This is a genomic window from Nocardioides sp. NPDC006303, assembly GCF_040613175.1.
Taxonomy (GTDB): Bacteria; Actinomycetota; Actinomycetes; order Propionibacteriales; family Nocardioidaceae; genus Nocardioides.
Window position 1 is genome coordinate 32928 of sequence record NZ_JBEXRR010000045.1, and the last position, 16050, is coordinate 48977.

The 16050-nt window shown below is 70.3% G+C and carries 14 protein-coding genes; 7 read left to right on the plus strand and 7 right to left on the minus strand.

Annotated elements, in window-relative coordinates:
• Nucleotides 1-349 precede the first annotated feature (349 nt).
• Nucleotides 350-1567 carry a S8 family peptidase gene (locus ABZY89_RS25060; protein WP_355231587.1) on the plus strand — a complete coding sequence of 406 codons (1218 nt, stop codon included), beginning with the start codon at nt 350-352 and terminating at the stop codon, nt 1565-1567.
• Nucleotides 1568-1637: 70 nt separating this feature from the next.
• Here ABZY89_RS25060 and ABZY89_RS25065 read toward each other — a convergent pair whose 3' ends face one another.
• On the minus strand, nt 1638-2312 hold the full coding sequence (locus tag ABZY89_RS25065) for a class I SAM-dependent methyltransferase (protein WP_355231589.1): 675 nt from the start codon (nt 2310-2312) through the stop codon (nt 1638-1640).
• Nucleotides 2313-2409: 97 nt separating this feature from the next.
• Here ABZY89_RS25065 and ABZY89_RS25070 point away from each other — a divergent pair, with 97 nt between their 5' ends.
• Both ABZY89_RS25070 and ABZY89_RS25075 read left to right on the plus strand, forming a co-directional pair.
• The gene (locus ABZY89_RS25070) at nt 2410-4380 is read left to right on the plus strand and encodes a TIGR03960 family B12-binding radical SAM protein (protein WP_355231590.1); all 1971 of its coding nucleotides are present in this window, start codon (nt 2410-2412) and stop codon (nt 4378-4380) included.
• Between the two features lie 64 nt (nt 4381-4444).
• Nucleotides 4445-5083 carry a hypothetical protein gene (locus ABZY89_RS25075; RefSeq protein WP_355231592.1) on the plus strand — a complete coding sequence of 213 codons (639 nt, stop codon included), beginning with the start codon at nt 4445-4447 and terminating at the stop codon, nt 5081-5083.
• Nucleotides 5084-5191: 108 nt separating this feature from the next.
• On the opposite strand, the gene ABZY89_RS25080 is transcribed toward ABZY89_RS25075, so the two are convergent.
• Genes ABZY89_RS25080 through ABZY89_RS25090 form a run of 3 tightly spaced genes read right to left on the minus strand, consistent with a single transcriptional unit; the run spans nt 5192 to nt 6759 of the window.
• Complete coding sequence (locus tag ABZY89_RS25080; protein ID WP_355231594.1) at nt 5192-5848, minus strand: septum formation family protein; 657 nt, start codon at nt 5846-5848, stop codon at nt 5192-5194.
• Between the two features lie 54 nt (nt 5849-5902).
• The gene (locus ABZY89_RS25085) at nt 5903-6286 is read right to left on the minus strand and encodes a RidA family protein (protein ID WP_355231596.1); all 384 of its coding nucleotides are present in this window, start codon (nt 6284-6286) and stop codon (nt 5903-5905) included.
• Nucleotides 6287-6336: 50 nt separating this feature from the next.
• Entirely contained in the window at nt 6337-6759 is a 423-nt protein-coding gene (locus tag ABZY89_RS25090; RefSeq protein WP_355231598.1) for a GNAT family N-acetyltransferase, read from the minus strand.
• Nucleotides 6760-6807: 48 nt separating this feature from the next.
• Between ABZY89_RS25090 and ABZY89_RS25095 the strand changes: the two genes are divergently transcribed.
• A complete protein-coding gene (locus ABZY89_RS25095; RefSeq protein ID WP_355231599.1) occupies nt 6808-7176 on the plus strand; it encodes a nuclear transport factor 2 family protein in 369 nt (122 codons plus the stop codon).
• A 36-nt stretch (nt 7177-7212) separates the two neighbouring features.
• On the opposite strand, the gene ABZY89_RS25100 is transcribed toward ABZY89_RS25095, so the two are convergent.
• Nucleotides 7213-8205 (minus strand): endonuclease/exonuclease/phosphatase family protein, encoded by a 993-nt coding sequence (locus tag ABZY89_RS25100; protein WP_355231601.1) that lies wholly within the window; start codon nt 8203-8205, stop codon nt 7213-7215.
• 100 nt (nt 8206-8305) lie between these two features.
• On the opposite strand from ABZY89_RS25100, the gene ABZY89_RS25105 reads away from it, so the two are divergent.
• Together ABZY89_RS25105 and ABZY89_RS25110 are read left to right on the plus strand one after the other, a co-directional pair.
• On the plus strand, nt 8306-9034 hold the full coding sequence (locus ABZY89_RS25105) for a TIGR03936 family radical SAM-associated protein (protein ID WP_355231603.1): 729 nt from the start codon (nt 8306-8308) through the stop codon (nt 9032-9034).
• Between the two features lie 24 nt (nt 9035-9058).
• A complete protein-coding gene (locus ABZY89_RS25110; protein ID WP_355231605.1) occupies nt 9059-10255 on the plus strand; it encodes a winged helix DNA-binding domain-containing protein in 1197 nt (398 codons plus the stop codon).
• Between the two features lie 18 nt (nt 10256-10273).
• Here ABZY89_RS25110 and ABZY89_RS25115 read toward each other — a convergent pair whose 3' ends face one another.
• Both ABZY89_RS25115 and ABZY89_RS25120 read right to left on the minus strand, forming a co-directional pair.
• Complete coding sequence (locus ABZY89_RS25115; RefSeq protein ID WP_355231607.1) at nt 10274-10999, minus strand: ABC transporter permease subunit; 726 nt, start codon at nt 10997-10999, stop codon at nt 10274-10276.
• On the minus strand, nt 10996-11892 hold the full coding sequence (locus tag ABZY89_RS25120) for an ABC transporter ATP-binding protein (RefSeq protein ID WP_355231608.1): 897 nt from the start codon (nt 11890-11892) through the stop codon (nt 10996-10998). The genes ABZY89_RS25115 and ABZY89_RS25120 overlap by 4 nt, the downstream gene beginning before the upstream one ends.
• Nucleotides 11893-12372: 480 nt before the next feature.
• Between ABZY89_RS25120 and ABZY89_RS25125 the strand changes: the two genes are divergently transcribed.
• A complete protein-coding gene (locus tag ABZY89_RS25125) occupies nt 12373-15921 on the plus strand; it encodes an Rne/Rng family ribonuclease (protein ID WP_355231609.1) in 3549 nt (1182 codons plus the stop codon).
• Nucleotides 15922-16050: the final 129 nt, after the last annotated feature.

Here is a 16050-nt window from a genome sequence, read left to right on the forward strand (position 1 = left end):
ATCTGACGGCCTGACCTGAGGCCTGACCACGCCGGGTCGCTCGCGTAACGCGAGCGGCCCGGTGTGTTGGTTACACGCCATTTTTCCCGCCTTGTTTATGGCCTGTTTATTGGTGTTCACCTTTGGTATCTGCACGTTGCTGCAATGCGAAGACTTGGGTCGTTACGGGTCATACGTAACGTGATTACGTGGTTGACCGAACGCTTCGGGTTGCGGCCGTAGGGAGGGCGCAGGGCGTTCGGCCGGCACGTGTGAGGTCTGCGCGTGGGACCACCTACAGGCGGTTCCCAAGTCCGGTGCAAAGAATGGTTGTGGCCCCATCGGGCCGCACGATGACGGGAGTCAGTTCGTGAACCGAACCATCAAGAACCGGGCCTTCAAGGCGCCGGCAGTCATCTCCGCCGTAGCTGTTGGAGCAGCAGCCTCGGCGATCGCCTTCACAGTCCCGGCCGGTGCCGCGGACAGTCCGGCACCGCTGCGCGGCGCGGACGCCTCGACCGCAATCGAGGGTGAGTACATCGTCGTGATGGAGAAGCAGGGCCGCAGCGACGTGGCCAAGTCCGAGGCCAAGTCGGTGCGCAGCGACGCCCGTGACGCGGGTGGAGACGTACGGGAGGTCTTCAACACGGCATTCAACGGCTTCTCGGCCTCGCTCGACAAGGACGCGCTCGAAGAGGTCCGCTCCAACCCGGACGTCGCCTACGTGCAGGCCAACCACCGCTACACCACCCAGGGTGACCAGGCGGACCCGACCTGGGGCCTGGACCGAGTCGACCAGGCCGCGCTGCCGCTCGACAAGAACTACCACTACGAGCAGACCGGTGCCGGCGTGACCGCCTACATCATCGACACCGGCGTCGCGACCGACCACTCGGAGTTCAGCGGCCGGATCGGTGAGGGCTTCGACGCGGTCGACGGCGACACCGACCCGACCGACGGCAACGGCCACGGCACCCACGTCGCGGGCACCGTCGCCGGCACCACCTACGGTCTGGCCAAGGAGGCCACGATCGTTCCGGTCCGCGTCCTCGACGACCAGGGCTCCGGCACCACCGAGGGTGTCGTCGCTGGCATCGAGTGGGTCACCGAGAACCACACCGACGGCCCGGCCGTCGCCAACATGTCGCTCGGTGGCGGCAACGACGCCGCTCTCGACGCGGCCGTCCAGGCCTCGATCGCCGACGGCGTGACCTACGCCGTCGCGGCCGGCAACGAGAGCTCCGACGCCTGCGGTTCCTCGCCGGCGGCCGTTCCGGAGGCGATCACCGTCGGTGCCACCGACGACACCGACGCCGCCGCGGACTTCTCCAACACCGGTGAGTGCCTCGACATCTTCGCCCCCGGCGTCGACATCACCTCGGCCTGGAACGACGGTGCGACCAACACCATCTCCGGTACGTCGATGGCGACCCCGCACGTCGCCGGTGCCGCCGCGCTCTTCCTCGAGGCGAACCCCTCGGCCACCCCGGCCGACGTCGCCACGGGCCTGACCGGCGCCGCCACCCCCGACGTGGTCACCAACCCGGGCACCGGTTCCCCGAACCTGCTGCTCACCACGCTGTTCTGAGCCACCGGCTCTGAGCTCAGGGTGTTGGGGCCGTCCGGGAGGGGCGGCCCCACCGCCTATTTCCGCTCCGCTACGACGGCTTGGTCCACTCGATGGTGTGCCGGAAGCCGAGGCGGCGGCGGATCGAGGCGCCGGGCAGGACGTCTCTGACGGTCTCGCGCAGCTCGTCGAAGGGCATCGTCGGGTCCATGACCGGGACCGGGGTGACGGGTGTGCCGTCGGCCGACGGCCATGGATGCTTGACGTAGCCGATCACCGGGTTGGTCACGGCCGACGCGAGGTCCCAGAGATGGTCCGTCGCGCTGTGCGGCGGTGCGAGCCCGACCGCCAGGAAGCGCCCTCCCGGCTCCAGGAGGCGGCGCACATCAGCGAGGGCTGCGGCGACGTCCAGATGGTGCAGAACGGCGACCATCGTGACCAGGTCGATCGGCCCGGTGGTCTCGGCCCAGGGGCGACCGTCGACGGTGACGTTGGCGAGACCCGCGCACCGGGCGGTGGCGTATCGCCGCATCTCCTCGTCGCGATCGTTCCCGCGGACCTCCTCGAACCGCGGCGACAGCGACGCGACGAGCTCGCCGCGGCCGCAGCCGACGTCCAGCGCGCGGCGACGCCGCGCCGGCAGGTTCGCCAGGATCCAGCTGTGGAAGTGGTCGTTGTGGCTCCACGGATGCCGGGCGTTGAGCCTGGCCATGCCTGTTGCCACGGTCCCTCCGGCGAACTCTCCTGCCCACGTACGCAAAGCCATGCCCGGCATTCTGTCCTCGCGACGCCGGGTTTGGTAGGGGAGTCAGGAGGCGGCGTACGCTTGGGGTTGATCGTTCCCGAGCTTTGAGGTGCCCATCGTGACCGTCGCCCAGAGCGACCTCGTTCCTGAGTCCGTCTTCCCTCGGCTGGAGCCGCGCCTGGCGCTGGTGTCCAAGCCGATCCAGTACGTCGGTGGGGAGCTCAACTCGACCGTCAAGAAGTGGGACGAGGTCGAGGTGCGGTGGGCGCTGATGTACCCCGACGCCTACGAGGTCGGCCTGCCCAACCAGGGTGTCCAGATCCTCTACGAGGTGCTCAACGAGCGTGACTGGATCGCCGCCGAGCGCACCTACGCGGTGTGGCCCGACCTCGAGAAGATCATGCGCGAGGGCGACGAGCACGGCCCGATCCCGCAGTTCACCGTCGACGCCCACCGTCCGGTGAAGGCGTTCGACGTGTTCGGGCTCTCGTTCTCGACCGAGCTCGGCTACACCAACATGCTCAACGCGCTCGACCTCGCCGGGATCCCGCTGCACGCGGTCGACCGCGGCGACGACGACCCGGTGGTGCTCGCCGGCGGCCACGCCGCGTTCAACCCCGAGCCGATCGCCGACTTCCTCGACGCTGCCGTGCTCGGCGACGGCGAGGAGGTCGTGCTCAAGATCTCCGAGGTCGTGCGCGAGTGGAAGAAGGACGGTCGCCCCGGCGGCCGCGACGAGCTGCTGCGGCGACTGGCCGTCTCCGGTGCCGTCTATGTCCCGAAGTTCTACGACGTGAACTACGCCGCCGACGGCCAGATCGAGGCCGTGGTCCCCAACCGCCCCGACATCCCGTGGCGAGTGCGCAAGCACACCTTGATGGACCTCGACGCCTGGCCCTACCCGCGGAATCCCTTGGTGCCCTTGGCTGAGACCGTGCACGAGCGGTTCTCGGTAGAGATCTTCCGCGGCTGCACCCGCGGCTGCCGCTTCTGCCAGGCCGGGATGATCACCCGCCCGGTGCGCGAGCGCTCGATCACCACCATCGGCGACATGGTCGAGAACGGGATCCGGAAGTCCGGTTTCGAGGAGGTCGGCCTGCTCTCGCTGAGCTCGGCGGACCACACCGAGATCGGTGACGTCGCGACCGGTCTGGCCGACCGCTACGAGGGCACCAACGTGTCGCTCTCGCTGCCCTCGACCCGCGTCGACGCCTTCAACATCACCCTGGCCAACGAGTTCTCCCGTAACGGCCGTCGCTCCGGTCTGACCTTCGCCCCCGAGGGTGGCTCCGAACGGATGCGCAAGGTGATCAACAAGATGGTCACCGAGGAGGACCTGATCCGCACCGTCGGTGCGGCCTACTCCCACGGCTGGCGCCAGGTGAAGCTCTACTTCATGTGCGGCCTGCCGACCGAGACCGACGAGGACGTCCTCCAGATCGCCGAGCTCGCCAAGAAGGTCATCGCCAAGGGCCGCGAGGTCTCGGGCCGCAACGACATCCGCTGCACCGTCTCGATCGGTGGCTTCGTACCCAAGCCCCACACCCCCTTCCAGTGGGCCTCCCAGCTCGACCACGAGACCACCGACGAGCGGCTGCAGAAGCTGCGCGACATGGTCCGCGCCGACAAGAAGTTCGGCCGCGCGATCGGTTTCCGCTACCACGACGGCAAGCCCGGCATCGTCGAGGGCCTGCTGTCTCGCGGCGACCGTCGGGTCGGCCGGATCATCGAGCACGTCTGGCGCGACGGCGGCCGCTTCGACGGCTGGAGCGAGCACTTCTCCTACGACCGCTGGATGACCGCCGCCGAGACCGGTCTCGCCGGCACCGGCGTCGACCTCGACTGGTACACCACCCGCGAGCGGGAGTACGACGAGATCCTCCCCTGGGACCACCTCGACTCCGGCCTCGACAAGGACTGGCTCTGGGCCGACTGGGAAGACGCCCTCGCCGTCGCCAACGGCGAGGACATCGAGGTCGAGGACTGCCGCTGGACCCCCTGCTACGACTGCGGCGTCTGCCCGGAGATGAACACCGACATCCAGATCGGCCCGACGGGCAAGAAGCTGCTTCCGCTCAGCGTGGTGTGATTTGGCCACAGTCGCAGAGCGGGCAGCACTTGCGGCCGACCCGACTGCGACTGTCGCTGATCTGGTGACGCTTGCCGCCGATCGCTCGCCCAGGGTCCGTGCGGCCGTGGCGCAGAACCCGGCTGCGCCACCGGACCTGCTTCACGTACTCGTCGAGGATCGGCACTATCAGGTGCGATTCGCCGTGACCGAGAACCCGAACAGGCACGCGATCGCGATCGCACTGGCCTCACCGATCCGGGACGTTCGGGAGATGGTGGCCCATCGCGGTGACCTGAGCTCGACGGACATCGAGGCGCTCATGCGCGATCCGGCCCATCAGGTCCGGGAGCAGTTGGCCCAATGGTCGAAAGACCCTGAGGTCCTCGCGCGACTTGCCCGCGACGAGCACCCAAGTGTGCGAGCTGAGTCCGTGCTCAATCAGCATCTGTCCAGGGAGGACACCGAGATGCTGGCGGCCGATCGCATCGCGCGTGTGCGTGCCGTCGCTGCGTCGTCGCGGCGTCTGGATCCGGCAACGCTGACCCGCCTCGCCTCTGACCGCTCAGCGAACGTACGTTGGCATGTCCTGGTCTTCAATCCGGAGCGACTCGACTTGGCGGCTCTGATCGCCGAAGACACCGACGAGTTGAATGCCGGTCAGGCGCAGTCGCAGCTTACCGACCCACGTGAGTTCCCGAGGTCGCTCGAGGAACTCGACTGATCCTGGGAGCCGTCACTTTCCCGCATGTGCGTGGAAGTGACGGCGACCGTCGCGACCTCAGCTGTCATTACCGCTCACATGCGGGATTGTGGCGGCCGTAGTTCCTGGTCAGGGGCTAGTGGCGCGCATCGTGCCGGTGACGGGGTCTTCGGAGACGGCCCAGCAGGCGACCTTGTAGGGCTCGTCTGCGGAGATGGAGAATCCGTGGCGCCCGGAAGCCTCGTCCTCGGGGATATCGAGGTACTTGGCTACGGCGTCGGAGCAGAGCGGATCAGCTTCGGCTTCAGCATCCTCGAACCAGCCCTTGTCAGGAAGCGTGTAGGTGCCGGCGACCTCCACCCGGTGAGGTTCGTCGCAGGGCGTGGAGATCGGGCGCTCGACACTCTGCAGGCAGTCGCCCGTGACTGACTCTTCCGGAGGAACGAGCCAACCCGCCTCCTCCGCCACCTCGGGAACATCTATGGCTTCGGTGGTCGTCAGCAGGATCAGGCCGAGGGCCAGGGTGACAGCCAGGTGCAGCGCGGCACTCGCCAAGGCGATCCACGCCGGGACCTTGCCGTGGTCGACGCCGTGGCGTGAGCGCAGGAGCACCACGACGGCCAGGGTCGTGCCGCCGATCGTGCACGCCAGGCCCAGGAAGGTATCCACAGGGCCGATCAACAGACCGAGCGGAGGGACCCACACCAAGGTGAGCGCCAGCGCGATCCAGGCCAGGGTCGTCGACTGTGCGGCCTGTGGGCCGAGCGCCGCGGGTGGGTGATCCATGGCGCGGAGGCTAGGGCATCGAGCGGCTCGGCGTCCCCCGATCTGGCTGACCGGTCAGCTGATGGCGGCGGTGGCCTCCACCTCGATGAGTACGTCGGGGCGGAAGAGGCCGGCGACCCGCACCAGCGAGCTGGCCGGCGGGTGTGCGAGGTCGACGAACTCGTCGCGTACGGACCGGATCAGCGGCAGCTCGGTGGTGTCGACGACGAAGTAGGTCAGCTTGACCACATCCGCCCAGGCTGCGCCGGCGGCGGCCAGGGCCACGCCGAGGTTGACGAAGGTCTGCCGGGTCTGCGCCTCCCAGCCGTCGGCTACGGCGCCCTCGTCGGTGACGCCGACCTGGCCCGAGGTCACGACCAGCCGGGCGCCGGGGTCGGTGATCACCGCGTGGCTGTAGCCGGCGGGTGCGGGAAGGTCTTCGGGGGTCAGGAACTCCATCCGCTGAACGTAGACCCGACTCGGTCCCTTTGGCGACCGGTTACCGCCGCTCAGCCGACCGGGCGGACCCAGCGGCGCCACTCGTCCTGCGACTCGTAGCCCGAGCTCTTCCACAGCGACTGTCCCAGGTCGTTGCCCTCAAGCACCATCGCGTCGATCCGGCCCGCGCCGAGCGCCACGAGGCGGGTCTCGGCATGGTCCAGAAGGCGACGGGCCAGCCCCTGGCGGCGTACGTCGGGGTGGACCGCCAGCCGGTAGAGGTGGGCGCGCCAGCCGTCCCACCCGGAGATCAGCGAGCCGACGACCCGGCCATCCTCGGTGACCGCGACCGTGCAGGCCTCCTGGTCGCGCGCGATCAGCGTCTCGACCTTCACCGCGGAGTCGGTCGGCCGCGAGTCGTTCTCCGCAGCCACCTCCCACAGCTCCAGAAGTGACGGGACGTCAGCAACAACCGCTGGGCGCAACTCGATCACGGCGGGAAGTCTCCCACGCGCTCGCTCGCCCACCGGTAGGTTGCCGCCATGTCGGACAACAGCGCGCTGGCGCGCAGATATCTCCAGCTCCTCGATGCCCGGGACTGGGACGCCTTGGCGGCGGTGCTGGACGAGGACGTGGTCTACGACATGCCGCAGACCCGTGAGCTGATCATCGGGCGCGAGTCGTTTCTCGAGTTCAACCAGACCTACCCGGGCGAATGGCGCCTCAGCCCGAAGATCGTGATCGCCGACGACGATCGGGCCGTGGTCTGGTTCGACTGGAGGATGGGTGATGAGTCGGGTGAGTCGCAGACGTTCCTCGAGATCGACGCCGGGCGGATCACACGTGTCACCGACTTCTGGCCGGAGGCGTACGACCCGCCGAAGCGAGCCGTAACGGTCGAGCGCTACTGACGCGCTGGCCCGGTCGTCGTACCTGACGCTGGAGCCTCAGCAGTCCGCGGCGCCGCGCATGGCGAAGTCGATGCTGACGGCGTGGTGGTCGGAGAGGCCGGTGGGGGTGACGCTGCCGTCGCCGGCGGAGAGCCAGGAGTTGGGGAGCAGGTAGTCGACGCGGCCACCGCCGTCGTGGCTGGAGCCCAACGAGGCGCCGGCGTCGGAGAGCGTGCCCAGGGCGGCGCCCAGGACGCTGGAGCCGTCGCCGGCGTTGAGGTCGCCGCCGAGGAGCTTGGCGCCGTCGTAGGCGTTCACCTTGGACATGACCGCACCGATCTGGGCCTGCCGCAGCGAGTCGGAGGTGTGGTCGAGGTGGGTGTTGAAGACGACCAGGCGCTGACCCTCGACGATGATGTTGGCCCGGAGCACGCCGCGCTGCTCCTTGCCGTCGCGGTTGGGCAGGTGGGTGTTGTCGTAGCCGTCGATGGGGTAGCGCGACAGGATCGCGGTGCCGTAGCCACCGCGGTCGGTGATGTAGGCGTTGGCGCCGAAGACCGACTGCATGCCCAGGTGCGAGGCGATGATCGCCGGCTGGTCGACGTTGCCGGAGCGGCGGCGGTTCTGGTCGACCTCCTGGAGGAGTACGACGTCGGCGCCGGAGGCCCGGATCACGCTCGCGATGCCGCCGAGCTCGCCGGGGGAGACCCGGCCACCCTTGATGTTGAAGGTCATCACCCTCAGGTTGCGCGGGACCGCGCACGGGTCGATCTTGGGCTTCTTCGGGACCTTGTCGATCGCCGGTGGCGCGTCGAGCGTCTTGAACTTCGGCAGCGGCTCCGACGGCGCCGAGGCGGAGGCCGACGGGCTGGGCGCATCGGGATCGGCGCTCGGCGAGGAGGAGGCGTCCGCGGAGGCCTGTCTGGAGTCGCTCAACCGGGGCGCGAGGACGGTCAGTGCAGCGATGGCGCCGACCGTGAGGACCACCGCGAAGATCGGCAAAAGCTCCTTGAGGCGTACCGAGAACTTCCTGCTTCTGTGGTGGGTCACCGCGCGAGTCTCCCATTTTTGGTGTGCAAACCGTTACAGACCGTTCGCTTTCCATTCGCCGGGTGGGTGATCGCGCCCGAGGACCGACATAATCGACCTCGTGCGTCAACAGCCCGAACAGCAGGCCCCGCCGGTCCAGCGTCTCCGCATCCGCTACGCGAAGCGCGGCCGGCTCCGGTTCACCAGCCACCGCGACTTCAGCCGCGCCTTCGAGCGCGCGGTCGCGCGGGCCCGGATCCCGGTGGCCTACTCCTCGGGCTTCAACCCGCACCCGCGGATCTCCTACGCCGGCGCGGCTCCGACGGGAGCGGCGAGCGAGGCCGAGTACGTCGAGCTGGGACTGCGCGAGACGGTCGACCCCGCCGCGACCAAGGCCGCCCTGGACGAGGTCATGCCCGACGGTCTCGACCTGATCGACGTCGTGGACACCGCCACGTCGCCCAAGGGCGCGCTGGCCGACCTGCTCACCGGCAGCGAGTGGATCATCGACCTGCCGACGGCTCCGGAGGAGGCGGCCGCGGCGGTCGAGGCGTTCCTCGGAGCCGAGGAGGTCATCGTGTCCCGGATGACCAAGAAGGGTCTGCGGGAGTTCGATGCCCGAAGTGCGGTCGTACGCCTCGGCTCGGCGCCTCGAGAGGGTGGCTCCCGGCTGGAGCTCCTGCTCAAGCACGGCACCCCGACCGTACGTCCCGACGACGTCGTCACCGGCCTGGAGCGCATCGGCGGCCTGAAGGTCGGCCCCGAGCACGGCGGACTGCCGCTCCTGACCCGGCTCAGCCAGGGAGTCTTCGACGAGGCTTCCGGCACGATCGGCGACCCGCTCCACTAACGTGCCTTCGATGAGGCTCTGCCGATGAGAATGGTCACCGACCGTGAGCGCCGGGCGAGACTGGCCCGCCGGCACGGGCTCGCCCCCGACCACAGGTACGCCGACGTGGCGGCCGCGACGCAGGCGATGACCGCCTGGCACGCGACCGAGGCCGCGACCGTCCACCTCGCCCTGCACGCGCGGGTCCACGATCTCCGCGTCGAGGACGTCGAGCGGGCGCTCTACGAGGAGCGGTCCCTGGTCAAGCAGCTGGCGATGCGGCGTACGCTCTTCGCCTTCCCGCGCGACCTGCTGCCGGCCGCCCTGGGGAGCGCCTCGGCCCGGGTGGCCGCCCAGGAGGAGAAGAACCTCTACAAGTGGCTGACCGCCGGCGGCATCCACGAGGACCAGGACGGCTGGATCGAGAAGGCGTACGCCGCGACGCTGGCCGCGCTGGCCGACGGAGAGCCGCGGACCACGACGCAGCTGCGTGAGCTGGTGCCGGAGCTCGACGCCCGCTTCCGGATGGGCACGCCCGGCAAGAAGTGGGGCGGAGAGTTTCCGATCGGGCGCTGGGTGATCGGCACCCTCGCCGCGCAGGGTCGGCTGATACGCGCGACCAACCTCGGTCACTGGCGGCTGAACAAGCCTGCCTGGACGCTGACCGAGGCGTGGCTCGACGAGGTGCCGGTCCCGCATGCGTCTGCGGAGGGCTACGCGGAGCTCGTCCGCCGCTGGCTGTGGACCTTCGGTCCGGGCACCGAGGCCGACGTGGTCTGGTGGCTCGGGTCCACGAAGTCCGCCGTGCGAGCCGCGCTCGCCGCGGTCGGTGCCGTGGAGGTCGGGCTCGAGAGCGGTGGCACGGGATGGGTCCTTCCGGACGACCCGATCGGCACCTCGCCGGAGCCCGAGATCGAGCCCTGGGCCGCGCTGCTGCCCACCCTCGACCCCACGGTCATGGGTTGGAAGGAACGCGGGTTCTATCTGGACGCCGAGGACGTGGCGTACCTCTTCGACTCCAACGGCAACGCCGGCAACACCGCCTGGTGGGACGGCCGGATCGTCGGCTGCTGGGTTCAGGACGCGGACGCGACGGTGCGGGTGATCCTCCGCCACGACATCGGCGACACGGGTCGCGTGGCGCTGGAGGCCGAGGCGGAGCGGTTGACCGCCTGGCTGGACGGTGTGGTGATCACCAACGTGTACGCCTCGCGGCAGATGAAGGAAGGGCGGCTCCCCTAGGGACGACCGCAGGGAGGATCAGACGTCGCGGCGGCGCAGCACCCAGGCGGCGCCGGCGACCAGCCCGACCGCCCAGATCAGGAGTACGCCCCCGAAGAGCCAGTCACCCTCGACGAGCGCGTACCCGGCCGGTGCCGGGGTGTAGTCGATCGCGGTCTCCAGCCACGACCAGCCGAACCGCTGGGCGAGCAGCCCGAGCAGCTCCGGCATCAGCAGCAGCAGGAAGAGCACGAAGGAGAGCGCCCCGGCGGTGCGGCGGAACAGGCCGCCGAAGCCGAGGCCGACGGTCGCGAGCAGTGCCAGGAACACGCCGAGCCGCAGGACGAGTGCGACGTCGTCGCCGGTGAGGTCACCGAGCTCCCCGAGCCGGATCGCCGCGGCCAGCAGGCCGAGCCCGGCCACGGCCACCCCAGCCACGAGGACGCTCGCCGCCACGACCAGCGCCTTGGCGCTCAGCACCCGGGTCCGCGAAGGCGTGCACGCGAAGGTGACGGTGATCGAGCGCGACGCGAACTCCGCGGTGATCGCGAGGATGCCGAAGGCGGCGGCGAGGAACTGGACGAAGTACTGCGTCGACCCGATCACCGACGCCGTGGAGGCGACGGCCGACGGATCGCCGTCGTCGGCCTGGAGCAGCGAAGTCAGCAGCATGATCGCGGTTGCGCCGCCGAGGAACCAGAGCGAGGAGCGTACGGTCCGGATCTTGAGCCACTCCGAGCTCACGACCCGTGCGAGGGCACTCATGCGGCACCTCCGGCGGCGTACTCGACGGCATCCGCGGTCAGCTTCACGTACGACTCCTCCAGGGTCGGTTCGACGGGTTCGAGCAGGTGCAGGAGCACCCCGGCCCGATGGGCGAGCGTGCCGACCTCCTCGGGGGACAGCACCGCCACGGTCAGCTCGTTCTCGCCGTTCCAGGTGACCTCGTGGCCGGCCAGCAGATCGGCGAGCGGACCGAGCGCGGGGCCGCGTACGCGGGTGCCGCTGGGGGAGAGGAACTCGCTCATCGGTGCGTCGGCGACCAGGCGCCCGCGGCCCAGGACGACTAGCCGGTCGGCGGTCTGCTCCATCTCGCTCATCAGATGGGAGGAGACGAATACTGTGCGGCCCTCGGTGGCGAGGGCGCGGAGCAGCGTACGAATCCAGCGCACGCCGTCGGGATCGAGGCCGTTGACCGGCTCATCGAGCATCAGCACCTTGGGATCGCCGAGGAGCGCGCCGGCGATGCCGAGGCGCTGGCTCATGCCGAGGGAGTACATCCCGGCACGGCGGCGGCCGGCAGCGGTCATGCCGGTCAGCTCCAGGACCTCGTCGACCCGGCGGTCCTCGATGCCCTGACTGCGAGCCATCGCGCGCAGGTGGTTCCGTCCCGAACGGCCCGGGTGGACCGCCTTGGCGTCCAGGAGCGCGCCGATGGTGTGCGCGGGACGGTCGAGATCGGCGTACGCCTTGCCGTCGATCGTCGCAGTTCCCGACGTCGCGGCGTCGAGGCCGAGGATGAGACGCATCGTCGTCGACTTGCCGGCGCCGTTGGGGCCCAGGAAGCCGGTCACGGAGCCGGGCTCGAGATCGAGCGTGAGCTCGTCGACGGCGGTCTTGTCGCCGTACCTCTTGGTGAGGTTGCGCAGTTGGATCACAGGCCGAGCCTAGGCGCGCGGCGCGGCGGACGAATCAGCCCGCGGGATGATCTGGCAGGTCCGTCCAGGGGCGTACGTCATCCCCGGATATCGATCTGTTGACAGGGTGTATGCGATACTCCGAGACGACTGCTCAAACAATCGGGCCCGACCCGAGGAATGGACAGTCCGACGACGCCTCGCCGGCGTGGACCCTCCGGGGCCGCACTCCGGCACACAGGAGGTAGGGCGTCACCAGACCGCGACGCAGGCCTAGCAGGTCAGTGAGAGCGACTCGCCCGGGAAGGTCCCGGACGGCCGAGCGACCGCGGCAGGTGACGAACCGCCGCCTGTGACGCACCGCTGCGGAGGATGCCGCCGCCCTGACAAGCTTTGCGCCGCGACGCGGCTGCTACGTGGAAAAGTTCGATACTGCGCAGCGCCCGTTTCCCGGCACCTGACTATCCGGCACCTGTGAAGGTCCTGGATGAGGAGAACGGCATGGCCGACGAGACCACTGTCGAGAACACCGAGAACGACGCTGAAACAGCGCAGGCTCCGGTGACCGACACCCCCACGACCGACGCGGAAGCGACCGGCGAGACCACTCCCGCGAAGAAGACCGCGGCGAAGAAGACCACGCGCAAGCGCACCACCAAGAAGGCCGCCGCCGCGGCCCCGGCAGAGGCAACTGAGGCCCCCGCCGACGAGACCGCCGAGGCCGCTGAGGCAACCGAGGCCCCCGCCAAGAAGACGGCGGCGAAGAAGACGACCCGGAAGCGTACGACCAAGAAGGCTGCGGCCCCTGCGCCGGCCGAGGTCGAGACCCCCGAGGCCATCACCGCACCGGAGGGCGAGGCCCCCGAGGCTCCCGCCGAGACCGTCGAGGCTCCGGCCAAGAAGACGGCGGCGAAGAAGACCGCCGCCAAGCGGACCACCGCGAAGAAGACGGCCGCCAAGAAGGCCGCCGCGCCCGTCGTCGAGCCCGTCGAGACCCCCGCCGAGGAGGTCGCCGACGAGACCCTCGAGGAGACCGAGGCCGAGCAGGCCGGTCCGCCGGCCCCCGCGGTGCTGTTCCAGGCGCCGACCAAGACGACCACCCGCCGGCGTACGCGCAAGACGGCCGAGCCGAAGCCCGTCGAGGAGCCGGTCGCGGCCGCTGTCGAGGCGCCCGCCGAGGAGGAGCCTCAGGCCGCTGAGCCCGAGCCCGCCGTCGAGGCTGCGAAGGAGGAGGCCCCGACCCGGACCCGCAAGCGCGGCTCGCGCAACGCGGCACCGGTCGAGGAGAAGCCCGCCGACGAGACGCAGCCCGAGGCCGAGACCACCGAGCCCGAGACCGAGTCCGACACCGAGTCCGACGAGAGCTCGGCCGACGATGGTGAGGGCGGCGGCAACGGCCGTCGTCGTCGCCGCCGTGGCGGCCGTCGCCGTCGCAAGGGTGCCAACGGCGACGCCGACGGCTCCGACGCGTCCGACACCGACGACCGGTCCGACGACTCCGAGGCCGAGAGCGACGACGCCGGCAAGGACGCCGACGCCGACCAGGGCGAGGGCGGCACCTCCTCGCGCCGTCGCCGTCGCCGCCGCCGGGCCGGCGAGGCCTCGGGCGACGCCGCCGCCGGGGACGACCCGGAGAACACCGTCACCAAGGTTCGCCAGAGCCGCACCGGTGATGACCAGATCACCGCGCTGGCGGGCTCGACCCGCCTCGAGGCCAAGAAGCAGCGCCGCCGCGAGGGCCGCGAGGCCGGTCGTCGTCGCGCCCCGATCGTGAGCGAGGCCGAGTTCCTGGCCCGCCGCGAGTCGGTCGACCGGGTCATGGTGATCCGTGAGCGCGAGGACCTCACCCAGATCGCGGTGCTCGAGGACAAGGTGCTCGTGGAGCACTACGTCGCCCGCGAGAGCCAGACCAGCCTGATCGGCAACGTCTACCTGGGCCGTGTCCAGAACGTGCTGCCGAGCATGGAGGCCGCGTTCATCGACATCGGCAAGGGCCGCAACGCGGTGCTCTACGCCGGTGAGGTCAACTGGGCCTCGCTCGGCTGGAAGGAGGGCCAGCCCCGCAAGATCGAGTCGGTGCTGACCTCCGGCCAGAAGGTGCTCGTCCAGGTGACGAAGGACCCGATCGGCCACAAGGGCGCCCGCCTGACCTCGCAGATCTCGCTGGCCGGCCGCTTCCTGGTCTACGTGCCCGACGGCACGACCTCCGGCATCTCCCGCAAGCTGCCCGACACCGAGCGCAACCGCCTCAAGACCCTCCTGAAGGAGATCGTCCCCGACACGGCCGGCGTGATCGTACGCACCGCTGCCGAGGGCGCTGCCGAGGACGAGCTCACGCGTGACGTCGAGCGGCTCAAGGCGCGCTGGGAGGACATCGAGAAGAAGGCCAACGGCAACGCCCCGCAGCTGCTCTACGGCGAGCCCGACCTGACCCTCAAGGTCGTGCGCGACCTGTTCACCGAGGACTTCGCCAAGCTGGTCATCTCCGGCGACTCGTCGTGGGAGACCGTCAAGGACTACGTCCAGTCGGTGGCCCCCGACCTCGAGGAGCGGGTTGAGAAGTACGACGGCGAGGCCGACGCCTTCGCCGCCTACCGCATCGACGAGCAGATCGCGAAGGGCCTGGACCGCAAGGTCTGGCTGCCCTCGGGTGGCTCGCTGATCATCGACCGCACCGAGGCGATGACCGTCGTCGACGTCAACACCGGCAAGTTCACCGGCTCCGGGGGCAACCTGGAGGAGACGGTCACCAAGAACAACCTCGAGGCGGCCGAGGAGATCGTGCGCCAGCTCCGGCTGCGCGACATCGGCGGCATCATCGTCGTCGACTTCATCGACATGGTCCTCGAGTCCAACCGTGACCTGGTGCTTCGTCGCCTGGTCGAGTGCCTGGGCCGCGACCGCACCCGTCACCAGGTCGCCGAGGTCACCTCGCTGGGTCTGGTTCAGATGACCCGTAAGCGGATCGGCACCGGCCTGCTTGAGGCCTTCTCCGAGAACTGCGACGCCTGTGGCGGCCGTGGCCTCGTGATCCACGAGCACCCGGTCGAGGCCGGCAAGTCCTCCGGTGTCGCCCCCGACGAGCCGCGTTCGCGCCGTCGTGGTGGTCGCGGTGGCCGCGGCAAGGGCAAGGACGAGATCGGCACCGAGCACCGCGCCGAGCCCGTCGAGGAGTCAGCCAAGACGCCCACGCCCGCCGAGTTCGCCGCCATGGCCGGACAGAGCGACAGCGGGGAGAAGACCGACGAGCCGGCTGCCCAGGCCGTCGATCCCGTCGAGACCCCCGCCGAGCCCGCCGAGGCCCCCAAGGTCACGACCCGCACGCGTTCGCGCCGGTCCAAGGCATCGGCCCCCGTTGCCGAGCCGGTCGAGACCCCGGCTGAGTCCCCGGCGGCCGAGGCCGCGTCCGAGCCGGCGACGGTCGAGCCTCCCAAGGTCACGACCCGCACCCGCTCGCGCCGGTCCAAGGCGTCGACCCCGGTGACCGAGCCGGTCGAGACGCCCGCCGAGACGCCCGCCGAGACCCCGGCTGCCGAAACTCCGGCTGCCGAGACTCCGGCCGAGCCGAAGACCCCGGCCGAGCCGGAGGCCCCGAAGGTCACCACGCGTACGCGCACCCGCCGTGCCGCCACCACCGGCCGTCCGGTCCTGGCCGCCGTCGTCGGCAGCTCGACCGCGTCGAAGCCGGAGCCGGCGCCGTCCGAGCCGGTTGCGTCCGAGCCGGTCGCCGAGCCGGTCGTCGAGGAGGAGCCCGCTCCCGTGGCCCCGGCCGTCGAGCCCGAGGCGACCGAGCCCGAGTCGAAGCCGGAGCCGATCGTGGCCGAGCCGGTTGCGGCCGAGCCGGTCGACTCCAAGCCCAAGGTGGTCACCCGGCAGCGCCGCGGCGCCCGCCGCGAGGTCGTGAGCACCGGCGAGGGCGCGGTGATGACCGCGCCCAAGTCCGAGGCCCCGGTCGTCAGCAACGGCACCGCCTCGACCCCGGCGCCGAAGGTCGTGACCCGCACCCGCGGTGGCGCGAGCCGCTCGACCACGCCGTCGGAAGACAGCTGACGTACGTCCCAGGAGCCCCGGCGACCGCACCAGCGGTCGCCCGGGGGGCGGGGGGGACGGGCCGGGCGGCGCGTTGCGGGGCGGGCGGGGCGGGGTTGGTGGGGCCGGCGCGGGCGGGCCCGCCCACGA